Annotated in this window: 15 protein-coding genes; 10 read left to right on the top strand and 5 right to left on the bottom strand. The window is 59.0% G+C overall.

The features are described from left to right. Window positions 1–19: 19 nt before the first annotated feature. Window positions 20–1,834, top strand: a complete 1,815-nt coding sequence (locus DB51_RS01565; RefSeq protein ID WP_034250805.1) for a [protein-PII] uridylyltransferase family protein — start codon at window positions 20–22, stop codon at window positions 1,832–1,834. Between the two features lie 146 nt (window positions 1,835–1,980). On the opposite strand, the gene DB51_RS01570 is transcribed toward DB51_RS01565, so the two are convergent. Then, window positions 1,981–3,315, bottom strand: a complete 1,335-nt coding sequence (locus DB51_RS01570; protein ID WP_238548267.1) for an MATE family efflux transporter — start codon at window positions 3,313–3,315, stop codon at window positions 1,981–1,983. A 397-nt stretch (window positions 3,316–3,712) separates the two neighbouring features. On the opposite strand from DB51_RS01570, the gene dnaB reads away from it, so the two are divergent. The 9 genes from dnaB (at window position 3,713) to DB51_RS01615 (ending at window position 13,786) form a co-directional block, all read left to right on the top strand. Further along, window positions 3,713–5,164 (top strand): replicative DNA helicase, encoded by a 1,452-nt coding sequence (gene dnaB / locus DB51_RS01575; RefSeq protein WP_193786464.1) that lies wholly within the window; start codon window positions 3,713–3,715, stop codon window positions 5,162–5,164. 1 nt (window position 5,165) lies between these two features. Next, window positions 5,166–6,656 carry a Mur ligase family protein gene (locus DB51_RS01580; protein ID WP_051867149.1) on the top strand — a complete coding sequence of 497 codons (1,491 nt, stop codon included), beginning with the start codon at window positions 5,166–5,168 and terminating at the stop codon, window positions 6,654–6,656. A 109-nt stretch (window positions 6,657–6,765) separates the two neighbouring features. Beyond that, window positions 6,766–7,515, top strand: a complete 750-nt coding sequence (locus DB51_RS01585; RefSeq protein WP_034250807.1) for a type 1 glutamine amidotransferase — start codon at window positions 6,766–6,768, stop codon at window positions 7,513–7,515. A gap of 145 nt (window positions 7,516–7,660) precedes the next feature. Beyond that, window positions 7,661–7,888: a phasin family protein gene (locus DB51_RS01590; protein WP_034250808.1), complete on the top strand. Its 228-nt coding sequence runs from the start codon at window positions 7,661–7,663 to the stop codon at window positions 7,886–7,888. A gap of 42 nt (window positions 7,889–7,930) precedes the next feature. After that, on the top strand, window positions 7,931–9,712 hold the full coding sequence (locus DB51_RS01595; protein ID WP_084674484.1) for an ABC1 kinase family protein: 1,782 nt from the start codon (window positions 7,931–7,933) through the stop codon (window positions 9,710–9,712). Window positions 9,713–9,922: 210 nt separating this feature from the next. Beyond that, window positions 9,923–10,891: a glutamate ABC transporter substrate-binding protein gene (locus DB51_RS01600; protein WP_156958177.1), complete on the top strand. Its 969-nt coding sequence runs from the start codon at window positions 9,923–9,925 to the stop codon at window positions 10,889–10,891. Between the two features lie 93 nt (window positions 10,892–10,984). After that, on the top strand, window positions 10,985–11,650 hold the full coding sequence (locus DB51_RS01605) for an amino acid ABC transporter permease (protein ID WP_034250809.1): 666 nt from the start codon (window positions 10,985–10,987) through the stop codon (window positions 11,648–11,650). Continuing rightward, window positions 11,641–12,459 (top strand): amino acid ABC transporter permease, encoded by an 819-nt coding sequence (locus tag DB51_RS01610; protein WP_238548268.1) that lies wholly within the window; start codon window positions 11,641–11,643, stop codon window positions 12,457–12,459. The genes DB51_RS01605 and DB51_RS01610 overlap by 10 nt, the downstream gene beginning before the upstream one ends. A gap of 262 nt (window positions 12,460–12,721) precedes the next feature. Beyond that, window positions 12,722–13,786: a glycerophosphodiester phosphodiesterase family protein gene (locus tag DB51_RS01615; protein WP_034250810.1), complete on the top strand. Its 1,065-nt coding sequence runs from the start codon at window positions 12,722–12,724 to the stop codon at window positions 13,784–13,786. A gap of 149 nt (window positions 13,787–13,935) precedes the next feature. On the opposite strand, the gene upp is transcribed toward DB51_RS01615, so the two are convergent. The 4 genes from upp to DB51_RS01635 all read right to left on the bottom strand — a co-directional run bounded on the left by upp (window position 13,936) and on the right by DB51_RS01635 (window position 19,045). Beyond that, on the bottom strand, window positions 13,936–14,574 hold the full coding sequence (upp, locus tag DB51_RS01620; protein ID WP_033494554.1) for a uracil phosphoribosyltransferase: 639 nt from the start codon (window positions 14,572–14,574) through the stop codon (window positions 13,936–13,938). A 402-nt stretch (window positions 14,575–14,976) separates the two neighbouring features. Next, a complete protein-coding gene (locus DB51_RS01625) occupies window positions 14,977–15,705 on the bottom strand; it encodes a hypothetical protein (protein WP_274955241.1) in 729 nt (242 codons plus the stop codon). Then, complete coding sequence (locus DB51_RS01630) at window positions 15,695–16,777, bottom strand: NUDIX hydrolase (RefSeq protein ID WP_034250811.1); 1,083 nt, start codon at window positions 16,775–16,777, stop codon at window positions 15,695–15,697. The genes DB51_RS01625 and DB51_RS01630 overlap by 11 nt, the downstream gene beginning before the upstream one ends. 24 nt (window positions 16,778–16,801) lie before the next feature. Continuing rightward, on the bottom strand, window positions 16,802–19,045 hold the full coding sequence (locus tag DB51_RS01635) for an RNA degradosome polyphosphate kinase (protein ID WP_034250812.1): 2,244 nt from the start codon (window positions 19,043–19,045) through the stop codon (window positions 16,802–16,804). Between the last annotated feature and the right edge of the window lie 466 nt (window positions 19,046–19,511).

Here is a 19,511-nt window from a genome sequence, read left to right on the forward strand (position 1 = left end):
AAAGATGGAGGATCAGACCATGGGCCATGCCGTAGAGAAGCTGCACGAACGCTTGTTGGCGATAAGCGGCGTTGACGACGATGGCGTGTATCGCGACGGTGCCAGCAAACGTGCCCGACGCAGCGAACTGGTGCTCGGGTCGCTGAAACGGTTGTGGGATGAGGCGCTTGCCTCGCTGGATTTCGAGGTGCCGACGCGGGGCGTGGGGCTGGCTGCGGTGGGTTCACTCGCGAGGGGTCAGATGGGGCCGAATTCTGATCTTGATCTGGTGCTGATGGTCGAAGACCGGTCGTTGAAGCAGGAACAGCTCGCGCAGCTGGCGGATAAGCTGTGGTATCCGCTGTGGGATTCCGGACTCGACCTGGATCATTCGGTGAGAACGCGTTCTCAATGCGAATCCGTGACCGACCACGACCTGCCGGCCGCAATGGGTTGGCTTGATGTCAAGCCGATCGCCGGGGATGTGGACCTCATCGGCCATACGGCGACCTCGATTCTGGAGCGGTGGCGCAAGGCTGCACGAAAACGGCTGCCTGAACTCACGGAATCCGCCGATTCGAGGCTGAAGCAATTCGGGAGGTTGCCCTATATCAACCAGCCGGATATCAAGGAGGCCCGTGGAGGACTGCGGGATTCGACCCTTATCGCTTCCTTGGCGGCGTCCTGGCTGTCGGATCGTCCGCACGGGCAGTACGATTCGGCGCTTGAACGGCTGCTGGACGTCCGTGACTGCATTCATCTGGCGAGCAGGAAAGACAGCAATCTGCTTCTGCCGCAGTATCAGGCACCGGTTGCCGAGATGCTCGGCCTCGCCGACCCCACGCTGCCCGAGGAGGAGCGTCAGGCCCGCTCGATCGAGGACCTGCAGACGCTGCTGGCAAGTTTGGGCAGGCGCATAGCCTTCGCCTTGGATGCCACCACATCGCGGGCCCAGCATTCGCTGACTCACGAACGCCCACGATTCGCCTTCTTCCAGGGCCGGCGTGAGGCTCCGCGCTTCGACGTCATCGCTCCTGGTGTGGCAAGGCACGAAAGGGAGGTGGTTCTGGCTCCTGGTGTGGAACCCGCCAAGGACCAGTATCTGCCTCTGCGTGTGGCCGTCGCATCCGCCGAGTTCGGATTGCCGATAGCCAACTCGACCTTGATTAATCTCGGCAGATCGCCGATTCGCGATTCCGTCTGGGATGAGGAATCCAGAGCGTTGTTCATACGTCTGCTTTCATGCAGCGACGAGCTTATCCGTGTTTGGGAGGAAATCGATTACGTCGGCATCCCGGGGCGGTGGATTCCGGAATGGCTTGGCGTGCGCAACCGCCCCAGTGCTTCTGCGGCGCACCGCTACACCATCGACAGACATATGGTCGAGGTCACGGCGCGGCTCGACGAGCGGGCTCCTGGTGGTTCCAGGTACGATACGGAGCATCTTCAGGCCTTGTTGCTCGCCGGAATCCTGCATGATATCGGCAAGCGCCCCGGTGTTCGGGACCACGCTGTCGAAGGCGCCCGGCATGTGCCGGTGATTCTTCGCAGGATGGGATACGCGGAGTCGGTGGTCGGCATGGCGACGATTCTGGTTCGGGAACATCTCACCCTTTCGGACTATGCCACCGGGAAGGACCCCTATGACCCTGCCGTGGTGCAATCGCTTTCGGAACATCTGGAAGGCGATGTGCTGCTGCTAGATATGCTCTTCGACCTGACCAAGGCCGACGGTTCATCCCTGGGGGCCACCGCCTCCGAAGCCATCACCAAACGCTACGGCTGGTCGAAATGGCGTGAACAGCTCGTCACCACCATGTATGCGGCCACCAGAAGCCATATGCTCGGTCGGTAACTGCATCAACAGGACAGCACAACAGCCATCCGATACGATAACTGCACTAAAAGGACAGCAATGTGGTAATAATTTCTCCGAAAAGCTGTCCTTTTAGTGCAGTTATCGTATTTCGGCCTTACACGCCAAAATGAGAAGTGCCGCTTTCAGACCTTGGCTATCGCCCTTTCAATCCAGATGTCGCTGCGCACGCGTAGTCCGTTGCATATGGCTCGAACCCCGATGAACACCACGCTGATGAGTGCCCACAGCATGCCGATGCGCCAGATGTCATCGGGCCAGGGCACGGCTGCCGCCGCCCACAGCGTCAACAGATATACCGCAGCGGTGAGCGTGCAGGAGTAGGCCAGAAATCGATAGTCCTCGGCGCCGATAAGAATGCCGTCCAGAGCCCACATCCATCCGGCGAGGGGCAGGAATACGGCCTGCACAATCATGCCGACGGTAATCAGCATTTGCACGTGCGGACTGGCGCTGAACAGCGGCGATGCGATGAGTCCCAGAACGACCATGCCCACCCCGATGAGGATACCGGCGAGGAAGCCGGCGCGGGCCGCCTCGCGGGTCATGTGGCGCGCCTCGTCCCTGTCTCTGGCTCCGATGGATGTCGCCACCAGGGCCTGCCCGGCGATGCCAATGGCGTCGAGCATATTCAATGCGAAGTTCCAGGTGGAGTTGACCGCCTGGTATGCGGCCAGCACCTGTTCTCCCATATGCGTGGCCAATACGACGGTCATCACCATGGAGAGGCGCAGAGCCAGTGTGCGTATGAAAAGCGGGAATCCGTCTCCTGCGCTTGATGCGATGCCTTCCAATCGGGGCTTCCAGCTTGCGCCGAATTTCCTGGCCCAGACCAAGGCGGGGATGGCGAGCATGATGCCCATGACCCATTGGGCTATGAGCGTCGCTATGCCCGAACCGACGATGCCCCAGTGGAACACCAGGACGAAGAGGAGGTCGAGGACGGTATTGACCACAGCGCCCACGATGGCGGCGACGAGAGTGATGCGCACTTTGCGCATGCCGCGGAAAATGCCGTTGGCGGCATAGACGATCAGCATTCCCGGCAGACCGAAAATGATGGCTTGCAGATACAGCTCGGCCTGAACGAGCACCTGCCCGCGCGCTCCCATCAGTGCACAGAGCTCGCCTCCGAAGAAGAACAGCAGCAGGGATGCCGCCGTGCCGATAATCAGAGCCAGCCACATGCCGTCGATGCCCGCTTCGATGCCACGGCGTTTATGACCTGCACCCATAAGTGCGGCAACCTGCGAGGTCGTGTTGTACGCGAGGAATACGCACAGGCCGACCGTGGTCAGCAGGATGGTGGAACCGATGGACAGACCGGCGAGAGATGCGTCGCCGATGTGCCCGACCACGGCGGTGTCTATGAGGATGAATGCGGGTTCCGCGATCAGCTGGCCGAATGTGGGTATCGCCAGGGACAAAATCGCATGCCCGGTCTCGCGTTTGTTGCTCACTGCGCCTTCTTCCGCGATGCTGCGTGAATTGTCTGTCCTGTGCGTTGCTGCGGGTTCAGGCTATCAGCACCTTGAATTCAGGGAAGACGATGTTTCGAGCTTTGAGGAAGGGACTGTCGGACTGTGAGGGATATCACGCCTCAGACGTCGGCGAACGCAGGGTAAACGACCTGTGACGGCAAAGCTAATAGCACATGAATCAGGTTTTGGAAATCGTACAAATGTTCACGAGGGTCTATCCCCAAGCTATGCACAGAGTTATACCCATCGTGTGGATAACTCTGGGGATTATCCCCCTGAACACGCCTACGATGTGGATAACTTGTTTTTTCTGTCCACAAGGGGTGTGGATAGTCCATGTCGTCAACTGACAAGGGGCGAACGTAGAATCTAAACCATGAATTCCGAGGACTTCCCTGATTTTTCGCGCTCCGAGCAAGCAGGAGGCCGCAAACAAGGCTCACACCAAGGCCGAGCATCCGGCGGAGCGGGCGCATTGTCCGGCGATGCACTGTTCGACCGTGTTCCGCCACATGACGATGAGGCCGAGATGGCCGTTCTCGGTGGCATGCTGATGAGCAAGGACGCCATCGGCGAAGTCAGCCAGCTTATCGACGTATCCGACTTCTACCAACCGAAGAACCAGACGATCTACGATGCGGTTATCACCCTGTTCTCCGCATCGCAGCCCGTCGACGCCGTGCTGGTCGCCAACGCCCTGCTCAAGGACGGTGACCTGGAGAAGGTCGGAGGCACCGATTATCTGCATTCCCTCGTCGCATCTGTCCCAACCGCGGCGAACGCCACCTACTACGCCGATATCGTCCATCAACGGGCCATCCTGCGCAACGTGATTGCTGCAGGTACCAAAATCGCCCAGCTCGGCTATTCCGCCGAGGGCTCGCAGGCCGAAGACGTGGTCAATCTCGCACAGGCCGAGATATACGAGGTCAGTTCAGGTAAGGTCCGACAGGATTATCAGGCGATAGGGCCGGTTGTCCATGATGCCTTGGACCAGTTGGACAAGCTGCAGAACGGAGACCTCGAACGAGGCGTGCCCACCGGATTCAAGGACATCGACGATGTGACGCAGGGCTTGCAACCGGGGCAGATGATCGTGGTCGCGGGGCGCCCCGCGATGGGCAAATCCACCCTAGGCATCGATTTCGCTCGTTCGGCTGCCTTGCACCATCACGATGCCGCGGTCGTGTTCTCGCTGGAGATGAGCAAAACCGAGCTGGCGCAGCGCATCATTTCGGCCGAGACGAACATTCCGCTGGTGGCATTGCGCAGGGCGGACGACATCACGCCCGAGCGTTGGAACACCCTGAACAACTTCTGGAACAAACTGGATGATGCCCCGCTGTTCATCGATGACTCCCCGAATATGAGCCTTATGGAGATTCGGGCAAAATGCCGCCGTCTCAAACAGACCGACGACCTCAAACTCGTGGTTATCGACTACCTGCAGCTGATGAGCTCGGGCAAACAGATAGAGTCGCGACAGCAGGAGGTCTCGGAGTTCTCGCGAGCTCTGAAACTGCTGGCGAAGGAACTGGAACTCCCCGTGGTCGCTTTGAGCCAGTTGAACCGTGGTCCTGAAATGCGCAACGACCGCAAGCCCATGCTGTCGGATTTGCGCGAATCCGGTTCCATCGAGCAGGACGCCGATGTGGTGATGCTGGTGCACAGACCCGATTTCTACGACAAAGAGGACAGACCCGGCGAGGCGGACATCATTATGGCCAAGCACCGCAACGGTCCCACGGACACCTTCCATCTGGCATTCCTGGGAGCGACCTCCAAGTTCAAGGACATGCCGCAGGACTACCAACAGGCGGGGGTATGAGATGTCCGTTCAAGACCAGCAGCACGAGCGCGCGAACAACGAGAAACCGTGGTATTCCCCGACGATTCCACTCGTAGGCAAAGGCATCCGCCTGCTGTCCCGCCTGACCAGGCACGGCGGCAGCGCATTCCCCGGGAAGGTCATCGAAGCTCTGGACCCGGGATTTCTCGCCCGTTCACTGGCGCAGCTTCCTCTGGGGGTCGTTCTGGTCTCCGGTACCAACGGCAAAACCACCACGACGCGTATGGTCGCTTCAATGTTGGGTGACCAGGGCTTGAAGGTATTCACCAATCCCACCGGTTCGAATTTCACCAGAGGGGTGGTATCGGCGTTGCTGGGCTCGGTGAACGCCGCAGGCAAGCTGAATGCCGACATCGCCGTCCTGGAGCTTGACGAGGCCTATGCGGTGCATTTCGTCAAACAGGTCAAACCGCGATTCTCACTGTTGCTGAACGTGATGCGTGACCAGCTCGACCGTTTCGGAGAAATCGACAACACCGCCCGTCTGCTCAGCCACGTCGCCGAATCCACCACGGGCACCGTGGTGCTGAACCGCGAGGACCGACGTATCGCGGCTTTGGCACAATGCGTTCCGGAAGACACCTCCGTACGATATTTCGGGCTGAGCGAGGCATTGAAGGACGCGTTCCCCTCCGATGACGACATGCACGCGGATGACACATCCACGCAGACACCCGCAAGGGCGGAGCATGCCGAAGATGATGACGATTCCGCTCAGTCGAGCAAACAGAACCCAACGGCCGTAGGCTCCCGTCAGTCCTCATCGCACTCCATCGAAGTCTCCGCCGGTAGTCTGCTGCTCCCCATGGGTACGCCCGTGGCCGATGTGACCTTGGTGTCGGTGGGGAAACAGTACGCGCAGTTCGAGATGGACGGCGTGACGCGTGGCACCTCGGTCAAACTGGAAGGGCTGTACAACCTCTTCAACGCCGCGGCCGCCCTTACCGTGGTGCGCGCGGTGCAGCGCTCTTCGGGCACGGAGCATGAAGCAGACGACGACAGCCTGCTCTCATCGCTATCCGGTGTGACGCCGGCCTTCGGACGAGGCGAAGTGATTGACTACCGTGGCGTGCCTGTGGAGCTCGTGCTGGTAAAGAACCCGATGGGATTCCGACTGGCCTTGCAATCCTTCGACCCCCAAGGCTGCGACACGATGGTGGTCATCAACGATGAATTCGCCGACGGCCGGGATATGAGCTGGCTCTGGGATGTCGATTTCACCTCGCTGCGAGCCGAAGGCGTCGCGATGGTCTCGGGTGTTCGCGCCTGGGATATGGCGCTGCGTCTGGAATACGATGAGGTTCCCGTCTCCGGCGTGGAAACGAATCCCGCTCACGCCCTGGATGCTTTTCTGGCAGGGAATCAGGACTCCCCACAGGGGCCGAAGAGAATCTATTGCACCTATACCGCCATGTTGAAGATTCGTTCCGCACTCGCTCATCTGACCAAGGTCGCTGACGCAGGCGTCTGATTGGGCTCTGACGCAGTGAGCTGGGCGGGTGGCTTCGCGCTGTGGCGACGGGGCTATGCTGGTGTGAATGCCGAAGAGACGGAAATCGGATGGTGAATAGGAGGTCGTGATGGACAGGCGCATCGATGTGCTGTCGCTGTATCCGAAGGATATGAATATCTATGGTGATTCCGGCAACGTGCTCTCCATACGCCGTCGACTGGAGCTTTTCGGATACCACGTGCAGCTGCACGCCTACAACCAGGACGACGAATGGCCCGAACATGTGGACCTCGTTCTCGGCGGAGGCGGCCAGGACCAGGGGCAACGCAAAATCATCCGAGACCTGTTCAAACGCGCGGATGCCATCAGGGCTCTGGCGAACGACGGCGTCCCGATGCTGATGATTTGCGGAATGTACCAGCTCTTCGGCGACTATTTCGAAACCATCGACGGAGACCGACTGCCCGGCATCGGCATCCTGGGATTGCATACCATCGGTCAGGAAGAACGCCTGATAGGCAATCTGGTCGAACACTCGGAGGAGTTCGGCGACATCGTCGGTTATGAGAACCATTCCGGCAAGACCTTCCTGCATGAAGGCACCCGGCCGCTCGGCACCGTCGATAATCCGGGAACGGGAAACAATGGTTCCGACGGCACCGAAGGAGCCCGCATGAACCATGTCATCGGCACCTATATGCACGGTTCTCTGCTGCCGAAGAATCCTGAGATCACCGATTTCCTGATTCGTGCGGCATGCCAGCATCGCTATGGAGAGTTCGCGGCGCAGTCCGATGCCTCTGCCCTCCAGGAGCTGAAAGGTCTTGATGACATCGCGTCGAAGGCCAGAGCGGTGGCGATGCAACGCCCCCGCTGACATCGTCAGCTGACGATATACGGTATGCCACCGGAATTACGCTCGAAATTCACTGCTGTAGAGTTGAAGGAAGGGTGCCACCGAAGGATGCATGCGGGTGTGACATGACGGTGGCCGGACAACATGCGGATACGAGGAGGTAATCATGGCTGATTTCGATTTTGGTGAAGGTCTGCGCAAGGTGTTTCTCGCCGGTGTCGGCGCACTCGCCACAGGTGTCGAGAAGAGTCAGGAAATCGTCGACGAATTGGTGAAAAAGGGCGAAATCACCGTCGAGCAGGGCAAACAGCTCAATACGGAGCTCAAGCGCAAAGCTCAGGAGCATGCATCCGGCGATGAGCATGACGGCGGAGAACACGCGGCACAGGCCTAGCTCGAGACCAAGGCAGGCACGAGCGATACTGGTGATTCAGCGATGACCTCTCAAGGGCATCGGGTTCCGAAGAACCCGACCGACGCATCTCAGGACCGTATGCAGCATGCTGCCGCGGTTCCCGGGTCATATCGCGCTTCCACGGTAGATGACGACATGCTCCGCACACAGACCATCGGACTGTTCGGCAGCAAAACGCAGCAGACGAATCCGGATACGTACCATCTCACCGCTCTGGGCAAGATGCGGCGCCTGTGGCAGATAGCGAGAATCGCCACGCGCTTCGACGTTGTCAGAGGACTGACGCCGGTGACGATGCGACTGATGCTGGAGGCTCTTGGGCCGACCTTCGTGAAGGTCGGGCAGATTCTTTCGATGAGGTCCGAAATACTGCCGGACGCCTTCTGCAAGGAACTATCGAAGCTTCGCGCGAACGCCGACCCGATGCCCTACCAGACAGTCGTCAACACTCTCGCACGGGAGTACGGGCGTCCTGTCGAGGAGGTGTTCTCGCGGATAGACCCGACTCCTCTGGGGTCGGCATCCCTCGCCCAGGTTCACCGGGCAAAACTCGTGAGCGGCGAAGACGTCGCCATCAAGGTGCAGCGTCCCGGCGTGCGTGAGATCATGGCTCAGGACATCGACATCATGCGTTCCTTCGCTAAGGTGGCGACCCGCTTCGCCCGAAGCGCACAGATACTCGACCTCAAAGGTGTGGTCGAGGAGCTCTGGGAGACCTTCCAGACCGAAACCGATTTCATGATGGAGGCCCGTAATCTCGAGGACTTCCGGGATTTCTGCAAGGACTACGCCTACATCGACTGTCCGCGTCCATATATGGGGCTGTGCACGCAGCACGTGGTCGTCATGGATTACGTGGACGGAATCTCCGTCTCGCACCCCAAGGAACTGGTGAAGGCAGGATACGATCTCGAGGAAATCGGGATGAAACTGGTGGACAACTATGCCACCCAGGTGCTGGATGTGGGCTTCTTCCATGCCGACCCTCATCCGGGGAACATTCTCATCGACGGCGGACGCATCGTGTTCATCGATTTGGGGATGACGGGCAGACTCGATTCGAGCACCCGTTCCGCTCTGCGGGATATGCTCTACGCCGTGGCGCGGCAGGACTCCCCATCGCTGGCGAACGCCCTGCTGCGTTTCGCCGGTTCGGACCAGCAGCGTGCCGACGACTACTCATCACTGCTGGGCGATCTCGACGCCGTCATCGAACGTTTCGGCACCATCGCACTGGCGGAACTCAATATCGGCGAGTTCTTCAATGCGCTGATGCAACTGGCCCGCAGGCACGCGGTTGAGGTCCCCAGCACGGTGACCACCGTCGCACGCGGTCTCGTCACCTTGGAAGGCACCCTCGACGAGTTTCTCCCCTCGACGAATATGATTGCGATTATTTCGCAGCACATTCTGGCCTCGAAGACCACCGGCGAACGGGTCAAGGAGGAAACGAGCGCATTGCTCAATCAGGGCAACCTGGCGTTGCATGGCCTGCTTGCCGCACTGGGCGAGACGAAGACCGCAACGAAGATGCTCACCCGAGGACAGACGAAAATCAACATCGAGCTGGTGGGGTCGGAGCAGCCGCTGCAGCAACTCTCCGATATGGTCAACCGGATTACGATGGCATTGATTGTCGTAGGTCTGTATGTGGGGTCGTCCATCGTGTATTTCGCGGGAATCAAGCCGGTCATATTCGGCATTCCGGTCATCGGGCTGATGGGCTACGTGGTGGCGTTCATCCTTTCCGTCTGGATTGTCTTCGACATCATGCGGAAGAACAGGGCGGTCAAACGTCACTGAGTCCGCCGCGAAGGAGCGGAATTATCGGAGTTGTTAGCCCGTTCAAGATTATTGCGATATGTTAAAGCGATAACGCTACGGGTGAATACAGCGTTTCTTCGTTACAGTAAGGGAGCAATCGTCGCATATATTTGGTGTGTTTCCTACATGCGGGGGTAAGGGATTGCCGCGTACTTCGCAGTCGGGGTGGCGGTAACAAGGAGAGGATAGATGTCTATGTTTGCATTGGGTACCAGATTGTCCAAGAAAGTCGCGACCACGGCCGCAGCCGTGATGGTGGTCACCGGATTGGCCGTTGTCGCAGCGTGCGGCGAAGCGCCCGCGCCTTCGGCATCCAGCACCAACAGCTCGGTGAATCCTGATTTGGATACCGCTGCCTACACGAAAATCATCGACGGTGGAGAGACCGCGGACTCCGCTACGGTGGAAGGCAATGCCTGGGCAAAGGCCGTCAAGGATGCAGGCGTCCTCAAGGTCGGCGGTACCAAGACCTCGACCTTGTTCTCCTTGCAGTCCACCAGCGACAATCAGGTACGCGGCTTCGATGCCGGACTTTCCCAGCTGCTCGCCAAGTACATCATCGGCAAGTCGAATACCGAGCTGACCGTGGTCGACTCGTCGACCCGTGAGAGCGTGCTGCAGAACGGCACCGTGAACTCCGTGTTCGCCACCTACTCGATTACCGATGAGCGCAAGCAGAAGATTGATTTCGCAGGACCGTATTACGTATCCCAGCAGGCGATTCTGGTGAAGAAGTCCACCAACGATATTTCCGGCGTCAAGGACCTCGACGGCAAGAAAGTCGGTGTCCAGGCTGGTTCGACAGGCCCCGATGTGGTCAAGGAGAATGCGCCGAAGGCCACGGTCCAGGAATTCCAGACCGACGATGAGATTACGCAGGCGCTGCGCCAGGGCCGTATCGATGCCTATGTCGTGGATCAGACGCTGCTGCTGGGCGATGTCGTCAAGAACCCCAACGACTTCAAGATCGTCGGAGAACCATTCGGCGACAAGGACCCCTACGGCATCGGATTGCCGAAGGGCTCGGACGCCGCTGAATTCGTCAATGCCTGGTTGAAGAAGATCGAAGCAGACGGCACTTGGGCGAAGCTGTGGAAGGTTGCCATCGGCGACCGTACCGGTGTGACCGAGGTTCCGACGCCTCCTTCCATCGAGTAGTGGCACATTCGCATTTCGTGAGGCATGTGGCCGTTTCGCCGTTCCAGGCGTCGGCCACATGCCATTGAAGTCCGACACGGTTAAGGAGGTGCCATGGGAGCTGATCTCAGCCATCTACTGAATACATATGGCATGCAGTTCTTAAGCAGTTACTGGGTCTCTTTGCAGATCGCGCTGTTGGCATTCGCCGGTGGATTTCTGCTCGGCACCTTGTTGACGGTCGCCCGAGTGAGCCCGATACCGCCTTTACGAGGCGCAGTCAACGTATACGTCGAGACCTTTCGCAATGCGCCGGTGCTTTGCGTGCTGATTTTTATTGTCTACGCACTTCCCGATCTCGGCGTGGTCATCGACTATGAGCCCAGCGTGATCATCGCACTCATTCTGGTGTCGTCGGCATTCGCCTGCGATAATCTGCGCACAGGCATCAACACCATCGATGCAGGGCAGATCGAAGCCGCCCGCGCTCTGGGCATGGGGTTCACCTCCATCGTGGGTTCCGTCGTCCTTCCTCAGGCCTTCCGCAGTGTCATACAGCCGATGGTGACCCTGTTCATCTCGGTGGTCATCAGTTCCTCGGCCGGTTCCCTGGTGCCTTTGGCGCACAAGGAGCTGACCGGTCTCGTCGCCGAAATAAACAACCATGAGGCGCTGGGAGTGCTGACCTTCCTGGTCGCCTCCTTGCTGTACGTATTCACCGGCCTGATTATTGCCTTCTTCGGCCGCAGAGTTGAGAGGAGGCTCGCGATATGGCGATGACACGTACGGAACGTGCATTATTCGAAATCGGCGGGCCCAAGGCTCGTCGCCGTATCATCGTCGGCACCGTCATCAGTGCGATTCTGCTGGCCCTGCTGCTTGCCTGGGTGGTATACCGCTTCTACGAGAAGGGCCAGCTCGACTACCGGTATTGGTACTTCTTCGGGCAGTCCAACGTGCTGGCCTTCCTCGGTGCGGGCCTGGTCGGAACTTTGCGTGCCGCCTTGGGAGCCGGCGCGATCGCTCTCGTGGCAGGCATGCTGCTGATGCTCTGCCGTACCTCCTCAATCAGACCGTTGTCGTGGATCGCCACCACGATCATCGAATTCCTGAGGGGCACGCCGACCCTGCTGTTCATTTACTTCCTCTTCCTCGTTCCCGCGCAGTTCGGCCTGCACATGAGCACGTATTGGATGGTGGTCATTCCGACCTCCGCGTATGCCTCCGCCGTCCTCGCGGAAGTGTACAGGGCAGGTGTCGCCGCCGTGCCCAGCGGTCAGAAGGAAGCGGGGATATCCCTTGGCCTGGCTGATTCGCAGAACTTCCGCTATATCGTCATGCCGCAGATGCTGCGTATCGTGACGCCGACCTTGGTGGCGCAGCTGGTCGTAGTGGTGAAGGACACGACATTCGGATATGTGGTGACCTATCCCGAGCTGATGGTGAATGCCAAGGTGGTCATTGCCAACTTCAGCAGTCTGGTTCCCGTGTATCTGGTTGTCGCGATTGTCTATGTGCTCATCAACTACGCGATTTCCCGTTTCGCCAACTGGCTGTCTCACCGCAACAGCATCGATATTCTGGTCTGACCTGTCGAAACTGCATGGACTGGATAACTGCATCAGAAGTGTAGCAACATAGCGGGTTTCCTCCAGATAGCTGCCACCTTTGATGCAGGTATCTCTTTCTACGAAGCGCCGGTTAAGATACGAGGTGTGACGGACCGCAGGGGTGGTGGGCCGAAACCGTGATAACGACACTGTTGTTAACGACAGTGTGTGCAAGACAATGCGCAAAAGACAGTGTGTAAAAGACAGTGTGTAACGACGATGCAACGAAGGAGTACCCACAATGAGCTTCGGGAAAAACGTTCGTAGGCTGATATTCGCAGGTGCCGCAGCAGCGGGACTGGGCGCTTGGGCACTCGCGCCGAGAGGTCCTCGGGGAAGATCCAATGCAGGGGTCAGCGCCACCCCCAACGGCATACCGGGTCAGGAGATTTACGAAGACAGTCCCATACCCAACGTGCATTTTGCTCACCGCGGCCTGCATGATGCCGGTTCAGGCCTTACCGCCGGGTACCTTGCGGAGAGCGTCGATTACGTCACGCTCGCCAGGGAGATGGCCCAGAAGGCCGGATACGGCGTGGGTGTTTCCGGGGTTATCGCACCGGAGAATTCCCTGGCCTCATTCGCGGCGGCCTGCGAGGCCGGATTCGGCATCGAACTGGACCTGCAGCTGACCAAGGATGGGCATGTCGTCGTCGTGCATGACGACAATCTGGCCAGGGTCGCCGGTGTCAATCGCAACATTGCCGATCTGACCTACGCGCAGCTCTGCAGGATTCCACTCTTCCCACGCCCTGCCAAAGCAGGCGATGCTCGCGTCGAGACGGTGAGCGAGGACATCCCCGAGGCGCAGAGCGGTGACGAGTATGCGCAGTACGTGCCCTTGCTGACGGAAGTGCTCGCAGTGGTGGATGGCCGAGTTCCCCTGATTGTCGAATACAAGATGGGGGAGGACTTCGACGAGGAACTGATGACCCGTGGAGATGCCATACTTCGTGGATATCAGGGGCCATACGTAATCGAGTCCTTCCATCCGATGGCCGTGAACTGGTATCGGAATCATCGTCCCGAGGTGTGCAGAGGACAGCTGGCGGAAGCCGAATCCTTCGCATGCGGCAATGTTCGGGAAGTCAAACGCACCTTGGCCGGAAGCCTGTTGTTCAACTGGTTGGGACGTCCCGATTTCGTCGCCTTCGACTGGCATGGCGGCGATGGCTTCCCGGTGCGAAGCGCTCGTTCGCTCGGAGCGATTACCGTTTCTTGGACGGTTCGCAGCAGCGCCGAACAAGAGGCATCGGACCCGTACTTCGACTATATGATTTTTGAGTCCTTCGTGCCGCTCGCATAGCGCTGCACTGTTTGTATTACTGGCATGGCGCCGACCGCCCGCTGGGACGACGATTCCCGCCGCAATGAGAGAGTCCCGGATATGCACACCTTCGAGAGGCGCATATCCGGGACTCGTGTATTCGTCGTTCCGTACGTAGCGAGGCGGAATCAGTCGATGACGCCGTAGAGACGGTCACCGGCATCGCCCAGGCCGGGTACGATGTAGGATTTCTCGTTCAGCTTCTCGTCCACCGCGCAAACCACGACCTTGAAGTCGATGCTGGGGTCGATTTCCTCGCGCAGACGGTCGAGGCCCTCGGGTGCGGCGATGATGTTGATCGCCGTGACGTCCTTTGCCCCGCGCTCGGCGAGATAGTGGGTGGCGGCGATCAGCGTGCCGCCGGTGGCGAGCATCGGGTCGAGCAGGAAGCACTGACGGCCGGAAAGGTCCTCCGGCAGCCTGTTCGCATAGGTGACGATGTCGAGTGTGTTCTCATCGCGTTTCATGCCGAGGAATCCGACCTCGGCCGTCGGCACGAGGCGGGTCATGCCATCGAGCATGCCCAGACCGGCGCGCAGGACGGGTACGACCATGGGCCTTGGCGTGCTGAGCTTCTTGCCGACCATCGAAGCCACCGGAGTTTCGATGGGGTAGTCGGAGATGGCGAGGTTGCGGGTGGCTTCATAGGCTTCCAGCATGACCAGCTCGCTGACGAGTTCGCGGAAGGTGTTGGAGGGGGTGTTCTTATTTCGCAGGACGGTGAGCTTATGCTCCACCAGAGGGTGCTGCAGTACGTGTAATTCCATACTCTCAAGGGTAAACCCCAAAAGTGCGCGAACAGGGGGTTTGCAGTCACAAAGTCGCAAAAGCGAAGAGAAATGCGCCGAACCAAGAAAGCGCCTGTCGGCGCAAACGCCGCTCGCAGCGGCAACAAATGGAGCCCGGGGCTTTGACATGGCCCGACGCGGTAATCATTGTACGGCACTGGTCGCGAATGCCTGACGAGTGTTGTGCTTACCGAGGAATATACGTTTGAATTCCCCTGATTGCCGCTCAAAACGGATACAGACCGTTTGTGTAGGGATTTTTCAGATGAACACCGCTTGACGACGAAGTAAGTTCTCGGCATCACGCCATTATTGGGGTATAGGACTGCTCGTGTACTTGCGAATCCCTACACAAACGGAGTCTGCGGTGGTTCGAGGGACTTACTCCAGCTTCCCACGACGCCATAATGATGCTCCGTGCTTGAAATCCTTCGCGGTATTGGCCAGATTCCGGGAGGTCTTCAGCATGGACGAAACACGCGGGTTGCCATGTTGCGCTCCAAGGGCTTCGCTTCCGATGCTTTCTTTGCCCAGATGCTCGGCCTCCGATGACAGTCCTGCCGCGATGACTTCGCAGAACATGCACGCCCGTTCCAATGCGACCGCGAAATCCCCGGTGAAGGCGCCGGAGAGGATGGAATCCGCTGTTTTGGCGATGTCCGACGCCGTAGGAGCTTGGTCGATGCCGACGATCGCGGATGCGGCGGTATCGAAGGGCTCGCCGGAACGCCACAGCAGGCTGATGGATTCGCGGTTTCGGTGCATCCATGTGCGCAGCGTATAGAGGCGCCAGAGGATGCCGGGGAGGGAGTCCGCTTCGGATCTGCTCCACAGTTCGGCTACGATGTCAATGCCCTCACGGTCAATGAGGGACAGAACCCGCTGAACGATCTGAGGGTCCTGCGTGTGATGAACGCGGTCAAGGAGCGATGCAGCCGAGGTGTGGCTCAGCTCGCTGATCTGCTGGGGATCCATCCCTCCTGAAAGGTGATCGGCCACAGCCTGGTCCAGTTGTGCCGGACGGGCAGGACGATTGGAGCCCGAGCGTGCCGATGAGAAGGCATGCGACGATGAACGGACGGAGCCTGATGAGAAGAAATCAATAGACAATAGGTGCCACTTTCTGGATATCGATGATGACAGGTCCATCAGCAGAATCTACTACACTCAGCGCCAAGGCATGGGCCGTCTGCATGTAGGGTGATGCCTTCGGCAGCCGTTTCGCCAGTCCGGAAGAGGTGCACATGCCTCGTAACTCTTCGAAAATGCTCTCAAACAGGGGACGGTGGGTGCACAGCACCGTATGCCGTGATTCTCGCAGAGCTGACATGATGCAGGAATCGAGGGCGTCGAGCACCCTCTGATGGCTCGTTTCGTAAGCCTGTTCGGTGAAGTCGTCGCTGCGTTCCAGCGGGATGCCGCTTTGCAAGGCATAGGGGAGCACGGTGTCCGCGCATCTGGTCCACGAGGAACTCACGATCTGGGAGGGTGCGAAACACGCCAGCTCCCGGGACAGGGCATAGGACGCAGCGGCACCCTGCGGTGTCAGCGGACGGATGTCATCGGTGCCTATCCATGATTTCCTGGATTCGGCCTTGCCGTGTCTGACGACAATCAGCGACACGGCACCCAACGCCGATTCGCGAAGGCGGGAGACAAGGGCATCGAGCACGGTGCGATCGGTCGAATGAGTGAGCATACGCCTCGCCTGCTGGATGGACGTCCATCGAATGTCGTTGATTTCCGAGGCATCGGGCTCATGAACGGGGCCGAAGGCGACGTGCCGCTGCTGCTCCTGCAAGGCGGTCAGCGGTGTCGCCATCCAGAACGACACCCGTTTGATGGTCGAGCCCGACACACCTTTTCGTTTGCGTCCGCCCTCTTCGTTCAAAGGGTATTCCACGGTGGTGAGGAAGGGGCCGAGCCGTGCAGGTGTGCCGGTTTCCTCGCCGACTTCGCGGACGGCGGTTCGAAACAGCGACTCGTTCTGCTCCTGTTTGCCTTTTGGCCAGCTCCAGTCGTCGTACTTCGGCCGGTGGACCAGGCAGACCTCCAGGCTGTCGCTCAAAGCGTGCAGCTCTTCGTCGTCAAGCGCCGTTGCGCTGTGCCTATCCGACGGTGGCAGGCAGCCCGAACGTACCCTGACCAGTATCGCTCCGGCTGCCTCGATGGTCTTAGACATGGCTGGTCCTTGAGTCTGCGAGCATCAGCGGGGAAGCTGAGGTCCGCGTGTGTGTTTCTTGATCAGATACTCCTGGCAATCGATGAGCGGCTGTCCCTGCTCGTCGTGCGAGTGGCGGATATACGATCCGTCTCCCTGCATATGCCAGGAACTGGTGGTGTCGGCCATCTGCAAGTCCACATATTTGATGAGCTCGTCGACCTCATCGGGAGCGGTGATGCGCACCAGCGCCTCGACGCGTCTGTCGAGGTTACGGTGCATGAGATCAGCAGAGCCTATCCACACCTCGGGGCCAGAAATCGGCCCTTCGCCGATCTGTGGCCCTTCCGCGTTGGCGAAGGCGAAGATACGGCTGTGCTCGAGGAATCGACCGAGGATCGAACGAACTCGTATCGTGTCGCTGAGACCGGGGACTCCGGGTTTGAGCGCACATATTCCGCGCTCGACGATGTCGATGTTCACGCCTGCCTGGCTCGCACGGTACAAGGCGTCAATCGTCTTCTCGTCGACGAGGGAGTTGACCTTGATTTTTATCCACGCATCCTTGCCCTGACGTGCTGCGGCCTCTTCGCGCTGGATACGCTGGATAAGTCCCGTGCGCACGGTGCGAGGCGCGACCAGCAGCCTATGGAAGCTGGACTTGGGCGCGTAGCCTGACAACTGGTTGAAGAGCCTGGTGAGATCCTGCCCGACAACAGGGTCGCACGTCAGCAGTCCGAGGTCGGTGTAGATACGGGCGGTCTTGGGATTGTAATTTCCCGTTCCGACGTGACAATACCGGCGCAACCCCTCCTGCTCCTGCCTGATGACCAGGGAGAGCTTGCAGTGGGTCTTCAAGCCCACGATGCCGTACACCACATGCACTCCGGCCCGTTCCAGCTTGCGTGCCCAAGCGATGTTGGCCTCTTCATCGAAGCGGGCCTTGATCTCCACCAATGCCAGCACCTGTTTGCCTGCATGTGCGGCATCCACCAGGGCGTCGATAATCGGCGAGTTGCCGGATGTGCGATAGAGGGTCTGCTTGATGGCAAGCACCTTCGGGTCGGCGGCGGCCTGCGCGAGGAAGGCCTGGACCGATGTGGAGAAGGAATCGTAGGGGTGATGCAGCAGCACGTCGCGTTCGCGAATCGCCGCGAAGATATCCTGGGCCCTGCTGGATTCGACTTCGGCGATTTGTCTGTTCGTCGCGGGAATGAAGGGTTGGTACTTGAGATCGGCGCGGTCTATGGACTGCAATTCGAAGAGCACGGTGAAGTCCAGAGGCGCGGGCAGACGATACACTTCGTCCTCGTTGACGCCGAGCTTGTCGGCCAGGAGCTGGGAGAGGAAGGGCGATGTGGTGTCGGAGATCTCGAGTCTGATAGGAGGTCCGAAGCGGCGACGGAGCAGTTCCTTCTCCATCGCGTTCAGCAGATTCTCCGCGTCATCTTCCTCGACGTCTATATCCTCGTTGCGCGTGACGCGGAAGGAGCGTGCCTCCTTGATGATCATGCCGGGGAACAGGGCTTCGAGATGCGCTATCAGCAGGTTCTCCATGGTGATGAAGCCGTAGCGTTCCTCACGTCCCTCCTCATCCGTCAAATCTTCGACGGCGACCAGTCGAGGCATGTTGTCCGGAATCTTGATGCGCGCGAAGTGTGACTTGCCCGAAGCGGGATTCTCCACTATGACGGCGAGGTTCAGCGAGTTTCCGGAGATGTACGGGAATGGGTGGGCAGGGTCGACGGCCAGGGGCGTGAGAACGGGGAAGACCTGACGGCGGAATATACGTGAGAGCCGCTCCTGCTCGGTGGCATTGAGCTGGTTCCATCGCAGCAGCACGATGTGCTCTTTCGCCAGTTCGGGAAGGATGTGCTCGTTCACATAATGTGCGTGTTCGTCCTGAAGCTTGTGGGCGTGATCGGAAATCGCGCGCAACTGCTGCCTTGGGCTGAGGCCGCTGGCGGCCGTCACCGCTATGCCGCTGTCGATACGGCGTTTGAGGCCTGCGACGCGGACCATGAAGAATTCATCGAGATTGCTGGCGAAGATGGCGGCGAAATTCGCGCGTTCAAGCATCGGCTGGGTCTCATCTTCGGCGAGTTCTAGCACGCGCTTGTTGAACTTCAGCCAGCTGATCTCTCTGTCGAAGAAACGGTCTTCGGGCAAGGGGGTCGCATCCGCCCCGGAGCCGTCCGCGCGACGGTCAAGCTTGTCGGTTTCCGCAATATGCTCTGCGATCTGGCTGCGCAGAACCGCCTTTGACGGAGCATCAAAAATCTGAACCATAAAACCATCCTAGATGCAGGGGCATAACACTTCATGCCCAGCTGATGAGAATTCAAGATGAATTCACATAACGATACTCGGTTCGAGCTCGGATTTCCGGCCCCTTCCGTTGTGGCGTGTAGGGGAGAATGCGATAACTGCATCACCAGGGCAGTGCATTCCCCGTTGTCTACGCGGAAAGATGTCCTGGTGATGCAGTTATCGCATCAGAGGGGCATGGGCTGAGGAAGCAAAAGAGGAGGCGCCCCGCCGGGGCGCCTCCTCTACAAGTCCAACTCAGCAGAATCTCTGCACAACATCATCGTTGCGACGGTAAGTCTATCCATTGCCCGTCCAACGTAACGGTCCTCGTGACCATATACCTTTGTGGGCTTCTGCTCTGTTCTGTTGTCCTTGTAATGACTATTATGCCCCTAATTTCTGCGCTTGCAAGTCCTATATGGGCATTGTGACCTTCTTGTCGAAA

It is taken from the genome of Bifidobacterium crudilactis, from assembly GCF_000738005.1.
GTDB classification, from domain to species: domain Bacteria; phylum Actinomycetota; class Actinomycetes; order Actinomycetales; family Bifidobacteriaceae; genus Bombiscardovia; species Bombiscardovia crudilactis.

What these genes read in the sequence shown, in the direction of transcription:
- DB51_RS01565 (WP_034250805.1), top strand. Translation starts at nt 20, where the DNA reads ATGGGCCATGCCGTAGAGAAGCTGCACGAACGCTTGTTGGCGATAAGC.
- dnaB (WP_193786464.1), top strand. Translation starts at nt 3,713, where the DNA reads ATGAATTCCGAGGACTTCCCTGATTTTTCGCGCTCCGAGCAAGCAGGA.
- DB51_RS01580 (WP_051867149.1), top strand. Translation starts at nt 5,166, where the DNA reads ATGTCCGTTCAAGACCAGCAGCACGAGCGCGCGAACAACGAGAAACCG.
- DB51_RS01585 (WP_034250807.1), top strand. Translation starts at nt 6,766, where the DNA reads ATGGACAGGCGCATCGATGTGCTGTCGCTGTATCCGAAGGATATGAAT.
- DB51_RS01590 (WP_034250808.1), top strand. Translation starts at nt 7,661, where the DNA reads ATGGCTGATTTCGATTTTGGTGAAGGTCTGCGCAAGGTGTTTCTCGCC.
- DB51_RS01595 (WP_084674484.1), top strand. Translation starts at nt 7,931, where the DNA reads ATGACCTCTCAAGGGCATCGGGTTCCGAAGAACCCGACCGACGCATCT.
- DB51_RS01600 (WP_156958177.1), top strand. Translation starts at nt 9,923, where the DNA reads ATGTCTATGTTTGCATTGGGTACCAGATTGTCCAAGAAAGTCGCGACC.
- DB51_RS01605 (WP_034250809.1), top strand. Translation starts at nt 10,985, where the DNA reads ATGGGAGCTGATCTCAGCCATCTACTGAATACATATGGCATGCAGTTC.
- DB51_RS01610 (WP_238548268.1), top strand. Translation starts at nt 11,641, where the DNA reads ATGGCGATGACACGTACGGAACGTGCATTATTCGAAATCGGCGGGCCC.
- DB51_RS01615 (WP_034250810.1), top strand. Translation starts at nt 12,722, where the DNA reads ATGAGCTTCGGGAAAAACGTTCGTAGGCTGATATTCGCAGGTGCCGCA.
- upp (WP_033494554.1), bottom strand. Translation starts at nt 14,574, where the DNA reads ATGGAATTACACGTACTGCAGCACCCTCTGGTGGAGCATAAGCTCACC.
- DB51_RS01630 (WP_034250811.1), bottom strand. Translation starts at nt 16,777, where the DNA reads ATGTCTAAGACCATCGAGGCAGCCGGAGCGATACTGGTCAGGGTACGT.
- DB51_RS01635 (WP_034250812.1), bottom strand. Translation starts at nt 19,045, where the DNA reads ATGGTTCAGATTTTTGATGCTCCGTCAAAGGCGGTTCTGCGCAGCCAG.